Consider the following 15,874-nt stretch of genomic DNA (forward strand, 5'->3'; position numbering starts at 1 on the left):
CATGGGCTGGACGGTCCTCTACATCGCGTTCGGAATCGTCGCGCTGTGGCTGCTCGGCGAGGTGCTGCTGCAGTACAAGGCACGGCTGCGCTGGCGGCTGCTCGCCTTCGTCGGCTTCCTCGGTGTGGTCGTCGGCGTGCTGATGCCGTCGGTGGTCGTCATCGGGCTGGGCGCGATCGCCTTCGCGGTCGGCCAGACCTACGTCACGCTGTCGTTCCGCCGCGGCTTCGAGCAGGGCTGGGCGGTCAACCCGCCGGCCGCGCTGGGCGGTCTGACCGGCGGCAAGAAGAGCCGTCGTGAGCGCGGCGAGGAGCCCGCCCTGGAGGTCTCCGACCTCGAGGCAGGCGAGGCGGCCCACGGCGACGAGGCCGGGTACGACCAGGGGCCGGCCGGACACCGCCGGCTACGGCCACGACGACTACGACCGCGACGACGTCTTCACGCCCGCGCGCTCCGCCGCGGCCGCCGAGACCACGTCGGTCTACGAGCCGCAGCCCCTGCCGGACGACACCGGCTCCTACGGCATATACAACGACTCCTCCTACGCAGGTGACCAGTCCTACGCGTCCGCGGGCCAGACCCAGGACCAGTACGCGACGGCCGCCGCCGACCAGACGTACGGCTACGACGGCTACTCCGGGTACGACCAGCAGCAGTACGGCTACGACCAGGCCGGGCAGCAGCAGTACGCCGCCTACTCCGACCCGTACATCGGCACCCAGACCTATGGGGCGGGGTCGTACGACGCCTCCTACGGCGGCCAGCAGCAGTTCGTCCAGCAGGGCTACGACCAGTACGGCGGGACGTACGGCGGCGAGACCCCGGCCGGCGGGGTGTGGGTGCCGCAGCAGCGCACCGACGAGTACGGCGGCGAACTCCCGCCGGAGCAGGGGTACTACCCCGACAACGGCCAGGAACAGAACCACGGGCAGAGCCAGGGGAACGGGTACGACGAGCAGTACCGCTTCTGATCCCGCGCGGTCGTCACTGAGCGGTTGTCACTGAGCGGTTGTCACTGAGAACCGCGGAACTCCGGTCCCTCCACGATCAGTCCGGCCACCAACGAGCCCGACATGCCCGCGTGGGGGAGGCCCCCGCCGGGGTGCGACCAGCCGCCGGCCGTGAACAGGCCAGGTACCGCCGTGCTGTTGGACGGGTGCAGGGTGCCTTCGCCGCCGGCCAGCGAGGGCGGGGCGACGGCGCCGCCCACGGCTCCTGTCTCTCGCTCGGTGTGCACGGGCGTCCGCACCTCGCGCCACAGGATCCGCTCCCGCAGGCCCGGAATCGCCCGCTCGGCGGCGGCGACCATCCGGTCCGCGAAGGCCTCCACGACTCCCGCGGTGGCCCAGTCGTACCCCATGCCGGACGACACGGTCGCCGTCAGCACCACGGATTCGTGGTCCGCGTCGGGGCGCAGGGCAGGGTCGTCCGGCCGGTCGATCCGCACTGTGGGGTCGGGCATCTCCCCGTGCACGAAGAGGTCCAACTCGCCCTCCAGGTCGGGGCCGTAGACCACCGTGCGGTGCACGGCGTCCGGCTCCCGCGCTCCGCGCAGGGCGAGGCACACCACGACCCGGCCGGGGTGCAGGTCCTCGGCGTCGGGAAGCACGTCCTTCGCGCCGTAGAGCTCACGACCCGGTACGAGCCCGCGCAGTCGCCAGGGTCCGGTGCCGACGACGGTGTCCGCCTCCACGACCGCCCCGTCGGACAGCTCCAGACCTGCCGCGCGGCCGTCCTTCTCCAGGACGCCCGTCACCTCGGCGCCGAAGTGGAACTCGACCTTGCGCTGGACGCACCGCTCGTACACCGCCCGCGCCAACTCCCGCATCCCGCCCCGGACATACCAGGTGCCGAAGGCGTGCTCCATGTACGGCAGGACGGCCGCGCTCGCCGGCGCGCTGCCGGGGTCGACGCCGTGCGCGAGCGCATGGCCGTACAGCAGGGCCGCGAGCCGCGGATCCCGTAGCTCCCAGGCCCCGATCTCGTGCAGCGTGCAGGCCCGTCGGGTGCGCAGCAGCCGTTTGTGCGGCACCGCGGGGTAGGGCTCGCGCTGCAGCACCTGCCAGTTGGGCCACAGGGGCTCCTCCAGGAGCGGCCTGCGGGTGCGGTCCCAGGCTTCGCGGGCCCGGACGAGGAAGTCACCCCAGCGTGCGCCCGCGCCCGCGCCGAGGGCCTCGTCCAGTGCTGCGACCACTCCCGCGCGCGAGGCGTTGGGCAGGGACACCTCGGTGCCGTCCGTGAAGATGTGCCGCGAGGACGGATCGACCTGGACCAGCTCGACGACCGACTCCAGGGGTTCCTTGCCGGTCTTGATGAACAGATCGCGGTAGACCGCGGGGAGGGTGAGCAGTCCCGGCCCGGTGTCGAATCCGAACCCGTCCCGCTCGAACCGGCGCACCGCCCCGCCGTACGTCTCCGTACGCTCGTACACCGCCACCCGGTGGCCCGCGACGGCCAGCCGGGCAGCGGCCGCCATCGCGCCCATCCCGGCGCCGATCACCGCAATCCGTGCCATGCCTGCGACTTTATCGGCCGCCACTGACACTCCGGCCGCGGGCGGCCGGTTTTCCGACGGGGGCCTGCGGCACATCGTGGCCCGGACGTCAGCCGGGCGGTCGTCCGATGCGTGCCGCGAGGCGTTTCTCCTCCCGGCGTTGGGCCCTGCGGCGTCGGAATCTTCGGATGCGGGAGATCAGGAAGAAGAGCGTCAGCAGGCCGGCCAGCAGCAGTACGCCCGCGATGACCGCGGCCGCCTCCGGGTGGAACATCGCGAAGGTGACGACGCCGGCGACCCCGAGATCCTCGGCCAGGCTCACGATCACGTTGCTGAAGGGCTCGGGCGAGGTGTTGACCGCCATGCGCGTGCCCGCCTTGACGGTGTGGCTGGCCAGGGCCGTCGAACCGCCGATCAGGCCCGCCGCCACATCGGAGAGCGAACCGCTCTGACCTGCGAGCAGCGCGCCGACCCAGGCGCCGGCGACGGGGCGGATCACCGTGTGGACCGAGTCCCAGGCCGAGTCGACGTACGGGATCTTGTCGGCCACCGCCTCGCACAGGAACAACACGCCCGCTGTGACGAGGACCTCAGGGCGCTGCAGGGTCTCGGGCACGTCGTCGCTCAGCCCCGTCGCGCCGAACACGCCGAGCAGCAGCACCACCGCGTAGGCGTTGACGCCGCTGGCCCAGCCGCTGGTGAACACCAGAGGGAGTACGGACACGGACGCGATCGTAACCAGTCGGTGGCGGGGCGGTCTGGGGGTGAGTGCGCAGGACTGAGTACGCGTACCTAGGGGGTGAGATGAGTACGCGCGCGGATGGGCCCCGACCTGCTCGAACGAGAGAGTGGAGCCACGGCGAAGGGGAACGGCTCCGGCACCGGCGACACGGGGCGCCGGAACGGAGCCGCCCCCGGATCCGCTCCTTCCGCCGGCCGAGGTCGGCGGGAGCGAGGCACGGGGGAACCCGGGAAAGCGGGGGAACGACCGAACGGGGGCCCAACGGGGGGACGGGGGAGAACGGGGGGAATCGGGGGAGCAGGAGAAAGCGCCGGTTCGAGGTGGCCCGCGGGGGACGCGGCCACACCGGACCGGCGCTTTCGCATGTCAGCCTCGTGTCATCCCCGGCGCCCGCTCACCCGCCCCTGCAACAGCCGCGACAGCGCAGCGTGCACGTCGTCCAGAGAGCGCTCGGGCTGGAAGGACTGCCAGTCCAGGGCGGCCACCAGGACCATGCCGACCAGGGCGGAGGCGGTCAGCGGTACGTCGATCTCGTCGCTGAACTCGCCGTTCTCCACGCCGTCGCGCAGGACGCCCTCCACGACCGCCACGGCCTGCTGACGGACCACCATGAGCGTGGACTGCCAGGCCCTGTTGGTGCGCCACAACTCGGCCACGTACAACTGCGTGAAGGCCGGGTAACGGTCGATGAAGACGAGACCGGCCCGGATCATCGCGTCCAGGGCGTCCACCTTGCCGCCCCCAGCGCGTGCCGTCGATTCCGCCGCGTCCCTCAAGGAGGCGGTGAGAAGGCCCACGCCGTGCCGCAGCAGTTCCTCGAAGAGGACGGACTTGCTCGCGAAGTTGTAGTAGACCGTGCCCTTCGCGACTCCGGCCCGCTCGGCGATCTCGTCGACCGTGGTGGCGGAGAAGCCCTGCTCGGCGATGAGCGTGACGGCCGCCTCGTAGAGCTTCTGCCGGGTGGCCTCGCGGCGCGTGCTGACGCCCGCCGTGGCGCTGCTGCTTTCCATGGTCCTGATTCTCACAGGTGAGGCCGCCCTTGCGGTCGCGGAAGGACTCACAGGGTCAGCTCCGGGTGCAGCCGGTCCAGCGTCCACACCTGCCGGCGGCGGGCCGACAGGGCCGTCAGCGCGAGGGCGCCGGCGGTGAAGGCGAGGAGCACCACGCACGCGTGCCACACCGGAGTGAGACCGCCGCCCGTGATGAGCCTTCTGAGGGCCTCCACGACGTAGCTCATCGGCAGGAAGGGGTGGATCGCGTTGAAGAAGCCCGGACTGGTCTGGACGGGGTAGGTGCCGCCCGCGGACGTCAGCTGGAGCATCAGGAGAGCCAGGACGAGGATCCGGCCCGCCGCTCCGAAGCGTGCGTTCAGCCATTGGACGATCGCCGCGAAGCAGGCCGTCACCAGGAAGAGGAAGCCCACGGTCCCGGCCGCCCGCGCCATCTGCAGGCCGATCGCCCAGTGCAGCACCGACATCAGGGCCACGGTCTGCAGCACTCCGATCGCCACCACGGGCAGCCACCCGGCCAGGGCGATCCGCCAGGCCGCGGCACCGGCGGCGAGCGCACGCCGGTTCATCGGTGTGATCAGCATGTACGCCACCATCGCGCCCACCCACAGGGACAGCGGGATGAAGTACGGGGCGAACCCGGTGCCGTAGTTCGGCGCCTTGTGCAGGTCCCTGGAGACCAGTTGGACCGGATCCGCCATCACGTCGGTGCGCCGGTCGCGGTCCTTCTTGTCGTAGTCGGGGATCTGCGAGGCGCCGTCGTGCAGCCCGTCGGAGAGCTTCTCGGAGCCGTCGGCGAGCTTGTACATGCCGCCGCTCAGGTCGTCGGCCCCGGTCCTGAGCCGGCCGACGCCCTCGTCCAGGTCCTGTGCGCCGGTCCTCGCGGTGCCGAGGCCGGAGTGGAGCGTCCTGGCCCCGGCGGCGACCTCGCCCGCGCCCCGGTTCAGCTCGTTGATCTTCGCTACGGCGTCGTCCAGGTCCTCGGAGAGGCGGGGCGCCCGGTCGGCGAGCGCTCCGGCCTGCTGCTGGAGCGTGGCGAGCCGGCTGTCGAGCTTCTTCAGATCGCCGTTCTGGTCGGCGACGAGAGCGTTGACGTCGTCGGCGACCTTCGCCACGTCGCCGGCAGCCTGCGCGGCCTTCTTCAGGTCGGCGCAGGCGGGGTCCGGCAGCACGGGGTCCGTGCAGCGCGCCGTGTAGACGGCCTTCAGGGTGTCGTCGGCCTTGTGCGCTCCCTCGGCGGCCGCCGGGGCGGTCCTCACCAGGGTGCCGAGGTTGTGGCGGACGGCTGCGGCCGAGTCGGCGACGAGCCGGGCGGTGTCGCCGATGGTCTTCTCGTTGCCTTCCAGGAAGGGGCCCACCTTGTCCGCGACACCGTTGACCTTGTCGGCGAGGCTCTGGGTCCCGTCGGCGACCTGCTGCGCGCCGTCCGCGAGGTCACCCGAGCCCGTGTCGAGCTTCGCCAGCCCGTCGGAGAGCTTCCCGGTGCCCGCCTCGGCGTCCTTCAGGCCCGTGGCGAGATCCTCGGATCCCTTCTCCGCCTTGCCGATGCCGCCTTCCAGGTCGTCGGCCCCGTTGGCGGCCTTCACCGTGGCGCCGTGGATGTCGGAGAAGGAGATGAAGATCCGGTCCAGGAAGGACCGCGACGCCTTCGTGGACGCGGCCCGGCGCACCTCGGCGAAGACCGTCCGTGAGATCTGCCCGACGATGTAGTTGTTCGAGTCGTTCGTACGGACCTGGAGGGCGCCGGTCTCGGGGGAGTCGCCCGCACTGGAGGCGATCCGCCCGCTGAAGTCGGCCGGCATGGTCAGCGACAGGTAGTAGGTGCCGTTCTCGACACCCTTCCGCGCGTCGGCGGCGCTCACCTGGTGCCACTCGAAGGTGTCGCTCTCGCGCAACCCCTTGGTGAGGTCGTCGCCCGCGGTCAGTTTTCTGCCGTCGGCGGTGGCGCCCCTGTCGTCGTTGACGAGGGCGACGGGGATGCGGTCCAGGCGGCCGTACGGGTCCCAGAAGGACCACAGATACAGGGCGCCGTACAGCAGCGGCAGCACGAGCAGCGCCACCAGGGCGGCGCGCGGCAGCTTCCCCCTGCCGAAGCGGCGCAGCTCAAGCGCGGCCAGTCGCGGTGAACGCATCTGCCTTCTCCTTCCCGGTCTCAGGGCGCGTGGACACCGTCACGGCGTCGTGAGGGGCCTCGCTGCACACCGCCACGACGGTCGTCCCGGTCGCGGTGAGGGACCGGAGCAGCGCCCAAGCCCCGGTCCGTTCGATATCGGAGAGCTTCAGATCCAGATCGTCGACCCCCAGCAGCTTGGGACGGCCGATCAGGGCCAGGGCGATCGACAGACGCAGGGCCTCCGGACGTTCCAGATCGCGTACGGCGGTCCGCGCACCCTTGGGCAGGGCCTCCAGGTCGAGCCCGGCGGCCGCCAGCGCGGTGTCGATCCGCAGCCTCGCCTCGGCCGTGCGCTCGGCGCGCGGCCGCAGCAGCGCGCGTACCGAGTCGCCGAAGCGACGTTGCAGCAGCGCCCGTTCGCGCAGGTGCTCCGCGACGGTCAGCGCCGGGTCGAGATCGGTGACCCCGGCGACATGGGCCAGGGCACTGAACCGGCGCACCGCCGTCATCTGCTTCGGCAGTCGCGCCCCGCCCACGGTCGCCGTGCCCTCGGTGGCCTTCATCCGCCCCGTGAGCGCAAGGAGCAGGCTCGTGCGGCCGGAGCCGGACGTCCCCTCGACGGCGATCAGCGCGCCGGGCTCCGCGGTGAGGTCGATCCCGCGGAAGGCCCAGCCGCGGGGTCCCCTGAGCCCGAAACCTTCGGCCGAGACAGCGATTCCGTCCACGGCCACCCCCTGATCTTCTTGAATCGAGAACTTTTTGAACTGACTGGTCAGTGCAAAAACTAACCCGAACCTTCGATCGAAGCAAAAGCCCAGGTCAGAACGGATTGTCAGTGGCATACCTCACGATGGGCACATACGGCACTCCGTAGCGGGATGTGCCGTCAACCAGACGACAGGAGGTTCGTCATGGCCAGCTATCACGCAGCCGCCGCCCGTCGGCGCCGCGCCACCGGCCCTGCCCCCTCACTGACCGGCCCGGCGAGCGACGTACACCCCGTGCTGCGCCGGACGACGGCCCCGCCCGCCGCCCTCGACCTGCTCGCCCAGGCCCGCGCCGGCCTCGACGAGGCCTCGGCGCTGGAGACGCCGAACGAGCGCTATGCGACGGCGCATCTCGCCGCCCTGCGCACCGCGGCCGCCGTGCTCGCCGCGCGGGGGCGCCCGGAGCCCACGCCCCGACGCCGCGCCAAGATCCGGAGCGCCTGGGAAGTGCTCCCCGAGATAGCGCCCGAGCTCACCGAGTGGAGCGCGCTGTTCGCCTCCGGGGCCCGGCGCCGCGCCCGGGCCGAGGCCGGCATCCAGGGCGCGGCAAGCCGCCGGGACGCGGACGACCTCATACGCGACGTGGCGATGTTCCTGCGCCTCGTCGAGCGGATGCTGGTGCTCCAGCCGGTCCTGCCACAACCACGCCAGGACGCGGACCAGCCCGAGGAGGGCGCCGGCGACTCCGACCGCGGCCGCGACTTCCCGGACGCGGGCTGAGCGCGGCACGCTCCTGGCCGGGATGCGGCCGCGACGGCGACGACTCGGGCACTTGTTCTACAGGGGGTGGCCCAGGGGGCCGTGTCGCCTCGACCCGACGCGGATCGCGGAGCACTCCACCCGTGGACCGTCCCGCCGAGCCGCAGGCGCCGCCTCCCCGGCCCGCAGCACACCGCGGAGCTCCCCCCGCCGAGCCGCTCCTCGCAGCGCCCCGTGCTCCACCCCGGCCGCCCCCGGTCTCCCGCCGCCCCGGCAGGCGGGACGTGCCCTGGCCGCGGCACCGCGATGGCCGGGCGTGGCGGCGGAGGCAATAGGGTGGGGAGCGCCTGAAGCCTTCCCCGTCCGCGCCCCTGGCCGGGAAGGCGCCCCGATCGCTCCGCCGTGCAACGGGCGGTGCCGCGCCGAGGAGTCAACTGTCGTGTCGGACCCGCTGCGACCCCGCGCCTCTCTCCGTACCGCCGTGGTCTGGGAGGTCCTCCAGGACGCCCTCGACCGCCGGGTCAAGGCCACGGGACGTCAGGCGCTGGACGTCCTCGACACCGGAGGCGGCAGCGGCAACTTCGCCGTGCCCGTCGCCCGTCTCGGCCACCAGGTCACCGTCGTCGACCCCAGCCCCAACGCACTGTTCGCCCTGGAGCGCCGCGCGGCCGAGGCCGGAGTCGCCGACCGGGTGCGAGGTGTCCAGGGCGACGCCCACGGCCTCTTCGACGTGGCCGAGCGCGCCGGCTACGACGTGGTGCTGTGCCACGGCGTCCTGGAGTACGTGGACGACCCGGCCGAGGGCGTGCGCAACGTCGTGGCCGCCCTGCGCCCCGAGGGCGTCCTCAGTCTGCTCGCCGCCGGTCTCGGCGGCGCCGTGCTCGCCCGGGCCCTGGCCGGCCACTTCAAAGAGGCCAGGCAGGCGCTCGACGACCCGAACGGCCGCTGGGGCGACGGCGACCCCGTGCCGCGCCGCTTCACCGCCGAACAGCTCACCGCGCTCGTCGAGGGCGCGGGCCTCACCGTAGGCGCGGTGCACGGCGTGCGGGTCTTCGCCGACCTCGTCCCCGGCGTGCTCGTGGACACCGAGCCCGGCGCCCTGGAAGCCCTGCTGAAGCTGGAGGAGGCGGCGGCCGAGCTCCCCGCCTTCCGCTCCGTGGCCACGCAGCTCCATGTGCTCGGCGAGACCCGTGAGGCCGCCGAGGCCTGAGCCGCCCCTGTGCCGGAGTGCTGATCAGGTACTTGATGGCACATGGAGTACGCCACAGGCCCCCCGATCGCGCGCACAGCGCCGTATGATCGAGGGAGACCGCCCGGCATGACGGGACGGCCGCTGGGGAATGACAAGATTCAGCAGCCGGAGCGTTCATGGCGGAATCCGGTTGGCCAATTGGCGCAGAGGGGCGGGTTTCACGGGGGCGATTCCCTGCCTATCCTGAAGGGACCCCCCGAGTCGCCCCGGCGACTGCACGATGAGGAGGACTCCGTGCCGCTCTCGGAGCACGAGCAGCGCATGCTCGAGCAGATGGAGCGAGCGCTGTACGCCGAAGATCCCAAGTTCGCGTCGGCGCTCGAGGGAAGCGGGCTGCGTACGTACACCCGGCGGCGGGTCTACCAGGCAGTTGCCGGCTTCCTCGTAGGTATCGCGCTCCTCATGGCCGGTATGGTCGCCAAGCAGGTGTGGCTCAGCGTGGTGGGCTTCCTCGTCATGCTGGGGTGCGCGGTACTCGCCGTGACCGGCTGGCGCAAGGCCCCCAAGCCGGGCGAGCAGCCCGCCGCGGGTGCCCCGCATGCCCGTCGCCAGGGACGCCAGAAGCGCTCGATGATGGATCGGATCGAGCAGCGCTGGCAGCGGCGACGAGACGAGCAGGGCGGCCAGTAGCCGGCCCGCCGAGCCGCTCCCACATGACGTTCTGAGGGGGTGAGCACCCGACCAGGTGCTCACCCCCTCACGTATGTCCTTGAGCTCACGCAAGGACACTCCCACCCCTCGCGACGCGGTGGCCCGGGCCTTTGGAAGGCCCGGGCCACCGTCGTTCCGCCGTCTGCGGACGGCGCTTTTCAGCCTTCCTGACCGGACGGTTTGCGCAGGGTCGGCCGGATCGCCGCCGCACGTGTCCTGACCCCGGTCCACCACTCCGACGCCGCCCACACCACCCGTGCGGTGGAACGCGGGGCGACCAGCGCGCGCGCCCGCGTGCCCCGGCCGACGGAGCCGCGCAGGCCGCCGATCACCCGGTAGACGTCCTGGGCGAGGCCGGCCGTCGGCCGCGGGCGCGGGGCGTAGAGCACCTGTTCCACGGCGTCCGCCACCCGGTGCACCGAGGCAGCGGCCGTCGCATCGAGATGCCCGAGCCGTACGATCCGCGCCGCCGCCTTGCGCGGCGTCTGCGAGTCGTCCGGCAGGATCCCGAAGTCCCACGCCGTGTCGGTCAGCTCCTGCCATGCCGCCAGCGCGTGCGCGGCGGCATCCGCGTCACTGCGGCCGTGCCCGCCCAGACGTACCGAGCGGGTGCGCAGCCGCCACAGCATCGGCGCCAAGGGGATCGACAGCGCGACCAGCCCCACGAACACCCAGAACAGCAGCTTCAGGTACCACCACTGGCCCTGTACGGCCCACCAGGGGCCACCACCGTCCCTGGCTGCCGCGGCAGCGGGCGACGCGCTGTCGCACGCCTCCAGCTTGCGCAGCTGGGACGAGCAGCTCTCGCTCGCCGAGGGGGAGGCCGACGGCGCCGTGGACGAACCCGCGGACGGCCGCGGCACGTCGGGGGTCAGACTGCCGGTGGCGTCCGGGATGGTGTACGAGGGCACCGTGCCCCGGGTCGGGGTGGGCTCGAAGCGCGTCCAGCCCACCCCCTCGAAGTACAGCTCGGGCCAGGCGTGGGCATCCTTGAGCCCCACCGAGATCGAGCCGTCCGCCTGCGGGGTGCCGGGCGCGAAGCCCACCGCGACCCGGGCCGGAATGCCCAGGGAGCGGGCCATCGCCGCCATGGCGAAGGAGAAGTGCACGCAGAAGCCCTGCTTGTCCCGCAGGAAGTTGGCGATCGCGTTGGGCCCGTCGCCGACCTCCACCTTCGTGTCGTACTCGAAGCCGCCGGTCACCGCGAAGTAGTCCTGGAGCGCGACCGCCTGCTCATAGGGGTTCTTCGCTCCCTCGGTGACCTCGCGGGCGGTCTTGGCCACGACCGACGGCACCGAGTCGGGCATCTTGGTGTAGTCGCGCTCGATCGCCGAAGGCGCGGTCGGCGCCGACGCAAGCTGCTCGGCCGTCGGCTGCACGTCCAGGCTCTTCACCTGGTACGTCAGCCCGCGCGTGTTCTGCCCGTGATCGCCGACGAGCGCCATCCCCTCGGGCTCGTAGCGCCAGCTGCCCCGGATCTTCACGCCGCTCGGCGGGTACGGCATCGGCAGGTAGTCCTGCGCGTACCAGTTCGCCGCCGCGATGGTCGTCTCCACCTCCGTGCGTTTGACGTCGCCGCCGAGGCCGGTCGGGGTGGGGAAGTCGTCCGGTACGGCCTTGATGGGCCGCTTGGACGGCTTCCAGGTCCGGCCGTCGAATTCGTCCAGGGAGACGATCCGCAGGTACAGGTTGGAGATGTCGGTGCTGCTCCCGGTCCGCACGGACAGGACCTGGCGGTCCTCGTCCACATTCAGGCTGTCGCGCAGGGTGAGCAGCGGGTTCACGGCGGAGATCGTGCCGCCGTTGCCGTTTCCGGCGCCCACGCCCGCACCGGTGGCGTCCAGGAGGCCGCCGTTCATCGAGGGCAGGGTGGCCGACACCGCGAGGGCGATGCCGAGGCTCGCCACGCCGATCCGCCGCCCGGTGCGCACCGGCGCCACCGGCCCGGAGTCGACGCCCGGGCCGCGCGCGGCCCCGCCGAAGACGCGGCCCCACTGCGAGAGCCGCTCCCGCCCCTCGGCCAGAAGCAGCAGCAGATAGCCGACCGCCGCGACCAGAAACCAGAACCAGTCGCCGTGTCCTTCGGACAGTCCCGCGGCGACGGAGTACAGCGCGAGCAGCGGCAGGCCCGCCGGGGCCGCGCTGCGGAAGGTCACCGCGAGGGTGTCCACCGCGAGGCCGATGATCAGGACACCTCCGAAGACCATCAGCTTGATGCCGTCGGACTCCAGCGGCGCCGGGATCGCGTAGCGCGCGATGTCGTCGCCGCCCTGCTGGAGCAGGTCCCCGAAGTGCACGAAGGCGCCCGGGCCGGGGATCAGCCCGAAGAGGGCCTGGTCCCGGGCGAAGATCACGGTCAGCATGACCAGCGTGACGAGGGTCTGGGCCGCCACCGTCAGAGGACGGGCCAGCGGGATCCGCCGGGTCACCGCGCCCACGACCGTCTGCACCCCGAGCAGGAAGGCGGCCTGCACGATCCAGGTGACCGGCTCGACCAGCGGGAGCAGGGCGCACGCGGCCATCAGCGTGGCCGCCCACGCGCAGAGCGCCAGTCGTCCCCGCCCGCTCAGCATGGTCCCTCCCCGGCGCCGGCCACGCCCACGCCCGTGCGCTCGCGGTCCGCGAGGCGCCACAGCTCCTCAAGCGAGGCACCCCGCGGCACACCCAGTGCCGTCCAGCCCGCCTCGCGCAGCATCCGCAGCCGCTCCTCGCGCTCCTGCACCGCCCCGGGCACGTCGGTCGGTTCCCGCACCCAGCTCTCGCTGTCGAGCACGAAGGCGAGCGCGCCCCCGCTGCGCTGCCGCATCTTGGCGACCACCGTGGCCTGCTCCTCGTCGAGGTCGCCGAAGAAGGCCACCAGCAGTCCTTCGTTCCCCCTGCGCAGCACGTCGTACGCGCGCGACAGGCCGGTGTCGTCGGAGTGGTCGATCACCGCCAGCGTGTCCATCATGAGCCCGGCCGCGTCCGCCGTCCCCTGGCTGGCCCCCGCGAAACCGTCGGCGCCCTCGCCGGGCACGGAGTTGCCGGTGTCCGTCAACAGCCGTACGGAGAAGCCCCGTTCGAGCATGTGGACCAGGACGGAGGCGGCGCCCGAGACGGCCCACTCGAAGGCCGAGTCCGGGCCCGCGCCCGCGTAGGCGAGGCCCCGGGTGTCCAGTAGCACCGTGCAGCGGGCGCGCTGGGGCTGTTCCTCGCGGCGCACCATCAGCTCGCCGTAGCGGGCGGTGGAACGCCAGTGCACCCGGCGCAGGTCGTCGCCGTAGCGGTAGCCGCGCGGGATGGCGTCGTCCTCGCCGGCCAGGGCGAGCGAGCGCTGACGCCCGTCGCCGTACCCCTTCGCCTCGCCGTTCAGCCGCACCGGCGGCAGCGCCTCCACGCGCGGGATCACGGTCAGGGTGTCGTACGTCGAGAAGGAGCGGGTCAGTTCGCACATGCCGAACGGGTCGGTCAGGCGCAGCTGGAGCGGGCCGAGCGGGTAGCGGCCCCGCAGGTCGGAGCGGACCCGGTAGGACACCTCGCGGCGGCCGCCCGGCTCGACGCGGTCGAGCACGAAGCGGGGGCGCGGGCCGAGGACGTAGGGGACCCGGTCCTGGAGCATCAGCAGGCCGGTGGGCAGCCGCGAGACGTTGTCCATCCGCAGATGCACGCGGGCCTCGCTGCCGGCGGGCACGCGCGCGGGGGAGAGCCTTCGGCTGCCCGCGACCCGGTAGCGGGTGCGGTAGAGCACGGTGGCGCAGACCAGGGGCAGCACGGCCAGCATCAGGCCGACCCGCAGCAGGTCGCTCTGGCCGAGGATGTAGGCGCAGATGGCCGCCGCGATGCCGGCGGCGAAGAAGGAGCGGCCCCGGGTGGTCAGACCCGCCAGCGCGGTCCGCACCCCGCCCTTTTCGCCGCGGTCGACCTCGGGGCCGTCGGCGGAGGGCATCGCGGTGGACATCACAGGCTCCGCGGCGGCTGCTGCGGATACGCGGGTGCGGTGCGGCCGATCCCCAAGCCGCCCTGCTGGGGCGCGGCGGGAACCGGGGTGCGCTGGAGGATCTCCTGCACGACCTGCTCCGCGGTGCGCCGGTTGAGCTGGGCCTGGGCGGTGGGCAGCAGACGGTGGGCGAGGACGGCCACGGCGAGCGCCTGGATGTCGTCCGGCAGCGCGAACTCCCGGCCGCTGAGGGCGGCGGAGGCCTTGGCGGCGCGCAGCAGGTGCAGCGTCGCGCGCGGGGACGCGCCGAGTCTGAGGTCGGGATGGGTGCGGGTGGCGGAGACCAGGTCGACGGCGTACCGCCGGACCGTTTCGGCGACGTGGACGCCGCGGACGGCCTCGACCAGCTTCACGATGTCGTGCGCGTGCGCCACCGGCTGGAGGTCGTCCAGCGGGTTCACCCCGCCGTGGATGTCGAGCATCTGCAGCTCGGCGTCCGCGCTGGGGTAGCCGATGGAGACCCGGGCCATGAAACGGTCGCGCTGGGCCTCCGGCAGCGGATAGGTGCCCTCCATCTCGACCGGGTTCTGCGTGGCCACCACCATGAAGGGGCTCGGCAGCTCGTAGGTCTGCCCGTCGATGGTGACCTGGCGCTCCTCCATCGACTCCAGAAGCGCCGACTGCGTCTTCGGCGAGGCGCGGTTGATCTCGTCGCCGATCACGATCTGCGCGAAGATCGCACCCGGTTTGAACTCGAAGTCCCGGCGCTGCTGATCCCAGATGGACACACCCGTGATGTCCGAGGGCAGCAGGTCGGGCGTGAACTGGATGCGGCGCACCGAGCAGTCGATGGACCGCGCCAGCGCCTTGGCCAGCATGGTCTTGCCGACGCCGGGGACATCCTCGATCAGAAGATGTCCCTCGGCGAGCAGCACGGTCAGCGAAAGCCGTACGACCTCGGGCTTCCCCTCGATCACGCCCTCCACCGAACTGCGTACCCGCTCCACGACGGCGGTCAGATCAGTGAGGCTCGCTCGATCGTCATAGGTGGTCACCCGGCCCTCCTCGGCCCGTACTTTCCGGGCCGACGCTCTGTGATGCGTAACCGGCCCACCCCGAATCACGGACACCACGCGTGAAAAGTTCCGCGTGACGCCACACCCGCATTCTTGCTGCCGTTACCGATTCGTGTCACTCGACTGTGGACAACTGGCTGCACTATGTCGGGTTTTACGATGTTCTGGGCACCCCGAGGGCCGAAATCAACAGCGAAACGACAGCTACGGCGGCCGCTTACGCGGGGTCGATCTCGCGCAGCAGGCCCGTCTTGACGTCGAACACGAAGCCGCGCACGTCGTCGGTGTGCACCAGGAACGGCGAGGTGCGCACCCGCTGCATGGACTGCCGTACGTCCTGGTCGACGTCCCGGAAGGCCTCCACCGCCCACGCGGGACGCTGGCCCACCTCCATCTCCAGCTCGGTGCGGAACTCCTCGGTGATCGCCTCCAGGCCGCAGCCCGTGTGGTGGATCAGGACGATGCTGCGGGTGCCGAGCTTGCGCTGGCTGATGGTGAGCGAGCGGATCACGTCGTCGGTGACCACACCGCCCGCGTTGCGGATGGTGTGGCAGTCGCCGAGCTCCAGGCCGAGCGCGGCGTGCAGGTCGAGTCGGGCGTCCATGCAGGCCACGACGGCGACGTGCAGCACCGGCCGGGCGTCCATACCGGGGTCGGTGAACGCGGCGGCGTACCGCTCGTTGGCGTCGACCAGGCGATCGGTCACACGGCCGCCTGAGGATATGGCGCCTTCGATGGGAACGGATGCGGAAGTCGTCATAACCATGACGGTACTGGTCACCGCTGTTCCGGTCCTGCCGTGAGAAGGGAAAAAGAGCGTCATCACGTCCTCTGTGTGAGGCACCCCACAAGGGTCTCGGGCGCACCCGAACGGGTGTTTTCCGCCCTTTCATGGCGTCGAGTCCGCACCGGGGCGCGACGCGCAGGCCGGTTGATTGACCGCGAGAGGCCGTGGACTAAAGTGACGCGAAGCGGGAGGCGAGGCCTCCCTGCTGGACTTTCCCCGGAGACCCCGGTGATTTTCCGGAGATCTCCCCACGTGCGCGGCGCGTACGTACGGCTCGGCCTCCTCCCGCTCCCGGTCGGCTGACGCTTCCGGCGCCGGCAGGCCTCCCCTTTCACCGGGGCCCCCGGCGAAGGGGAGGGAGGGCGGG

At 72.0% G+C, this 15,874-nt stretch carries 12 protein-coding genes and 1 pseudogene; 4 read left to right on the forward strand and 9 right to left on the reverse strand.

Annotated elements, in window-relative coordinates:
• The first annotated feature begins 1 nt into the window (after position 1).
• Positions 2 to 971, forward strand: a pseudogene (locus M2157_RS35115) (hypothetical protein).
• Between the two features lie 41 nt (positions 972 to 1,012).
• On the opposite strand, the gene M2157_RS35120 reads toward M2157_RS35115, so the two are convergent.
• From M2157_RS35120 to M2157_RS35140, 5 genes are all read right to left on the reverse strand, one after another.
• Positions 1,013 to 2,515 (reverse strand): NAD(P)/FAD-dependent oxidoreductase, encoded by a 1,503-nt coding sequence (locus tag M2157_RS35120; protein WP_280857032.1) that lies wholly within the window; start codon positions 2,513 to 2,515, stop codon positions 1,013 to 1,015.
• An 88-nt stretch (positions 2,516 to 2,603) separates the two neighbouring features.
• Positions 2,604 to 3,218, reverse strand: a complete 615-nt coding sequence (locus M2157_RS35125) for a DUF4126 domain-containing protein (protein WP_280857031.1) — start codon at positions 3,216 to 3,218, stop codon at positions 2,604 to 2,606.
• 395 nt (positions 3,219 to 3,613) lie between these two features.
• On the reverse strand, positions 3,614 to 4,246 hold the full coding sequence (locus tag M2157_RS35130) for a TetR/AcrR family transcriptional regulator (protein ID WP_280857030.1): 633 nt from the start codon (positions 4,244 to 4,246) through the stop codon (positions 3,614 to 3,616).
• A gap of 47 nt (positions 4,247 to 4,293) precedes the next feature.
• Entirely contained in the window at positions 4,294 to 6,378 is a 2,085-nt protein-coding gene (locus M2157_RS35135) for a YhgE/Pip domain-containing protein (RefSeq protein WP_280867236.1), read from the reverse strand.
• Entirely contained in the window at positions 6,350 to 7,090 is a 741-nt protein-coding gene (locus tag M2157_RS35140; RefSeq protein WP_280857028.1) for an ATP-binding cassette domain-containing protein, read from the reverse strand. The genes M2157_RS35135 and M2157_RS35140 overlap by 29 nt, the downstream gene beginning before the upstream one ends.
• A 180-nt stretch (positions 7,091 to 7,270) precedes the next feature.
• On the opposite strand from M2157_RS35140, the gene M2157_RS35145 reads away from it, so the two are divergent.
• The 3 genes from M2157_RS35145 to M2157_RS35155 all read left to right on the forward strand — a co-directional run bounded on the left by M2157_RS35145 (position 7,271) and on the right by M2157_RS35155 (position 9,707).
• Positions 7,271 to 7,846 (forward strand): SAV_6107 family HEPN domain-containing protein, encoded by a 576-nt coding sequence (locus M2157_RS35145; protein ID WP_280867237.1) that lies wholly within the window; start codon positions 7,271 to 7,273, stop codon positions 7,844 to 7,846.
• A gap of 418 nt (positions 7,847 to 8,264) precedes the next feature.
• Complete coding sequence (locus M2157_RS35150; RefSeq protein ID WP_280857026.1) at positions 8,265 to 9,035, forward strand: methyltransferase; 771 nt, start codon at positions 8,265 to 8,267, stop codon at positions 9,033 to 9,035.
• A gap of 276 nt (positions 9,036 to 9,311) precedes the next feature.
• Positions 9,312 to 9,707, forward strand: coding sequence for a DUF3040 domain-containing protein (locus M2157_RS35155; protein WP_057618523.1), 396 nt, complete (start codon positions 9,312 to 9,314; stop codon positions 9,705 to 9,707).
• Between the two features lie 179 nt (positions 9,708 to 9,886).
• On the opposite strand, the gene M2157_RS35160 is transcribed toward M2157_RS35155, so the two are convergent.
• The 4 genes from M2157_RS35160 to M2157_RS35175 form a co-directional block, all read right to left on the reverse strand.
• A complete protein-coding gene (locus M2157_RS35160; protein WP_280868326.1) occupies positions 9,887 to 12,298 on the reverse strand; it encodes a DUF3488 and transglutaminase-like domain-containing protein in 2,412 nt (803 codons plus the stop codon).
• Positions 12,295 to 13,665, reverse strand: a complete 1,371-nt coding sequence (locus M2157_RS35165) for a DUF58 domain-containing protein (protein WP_280857025.1) — start codon at positions 13,663 to 13,665, stop codon at positions 12,295 to 12,297. Before M2157_RS35165 ends, M2157_RS35160 begins: the two co-directional genes overlap by 4 nt.
• Positions 13,665 to 14,699 carry a MoxR family ATPase gene (locus M2157_RS35170; protein WP_057618518.1) on the reverse strand — a complete coding sequence of 345 codons (1,035 nt, stop codon included), beginning with the start codon at positions 14,697 to 14,699 and terminating at the stop codon, positions 13,665 to 13,667. The genes M2157_RS35165 and M2157_RS35170 overlap by 1 nt, the downstream gene beginning before the upstream one ends.
• A gap of 238 nt (positions 14,700 to 14,937) precedes the next feature.
• Positions 14,938 to 15,543: a carbonic anhydrase gene (locus M2157_RS35175; RefSeq protein WP_280857024.1), complete on the reverse strand. Its 606-nt coding sequence runs from the start codon at positions 15,541 to 15,543 to the stop codon at positions 14,938 to 14,940.
• Between the last annotated feature and the right edge of the window lie 331 nt (positions 15,544 to 15,874).

This window comes from Streptomyces sp. SAI-127, assembly GCF_029894425.1.
Taxonomy (GTDB): domain Bacteria; phylum Actinomycetota; class Actinomycetes; order Streptomycetales; family Streptomycetaceae; genus Streptomyces.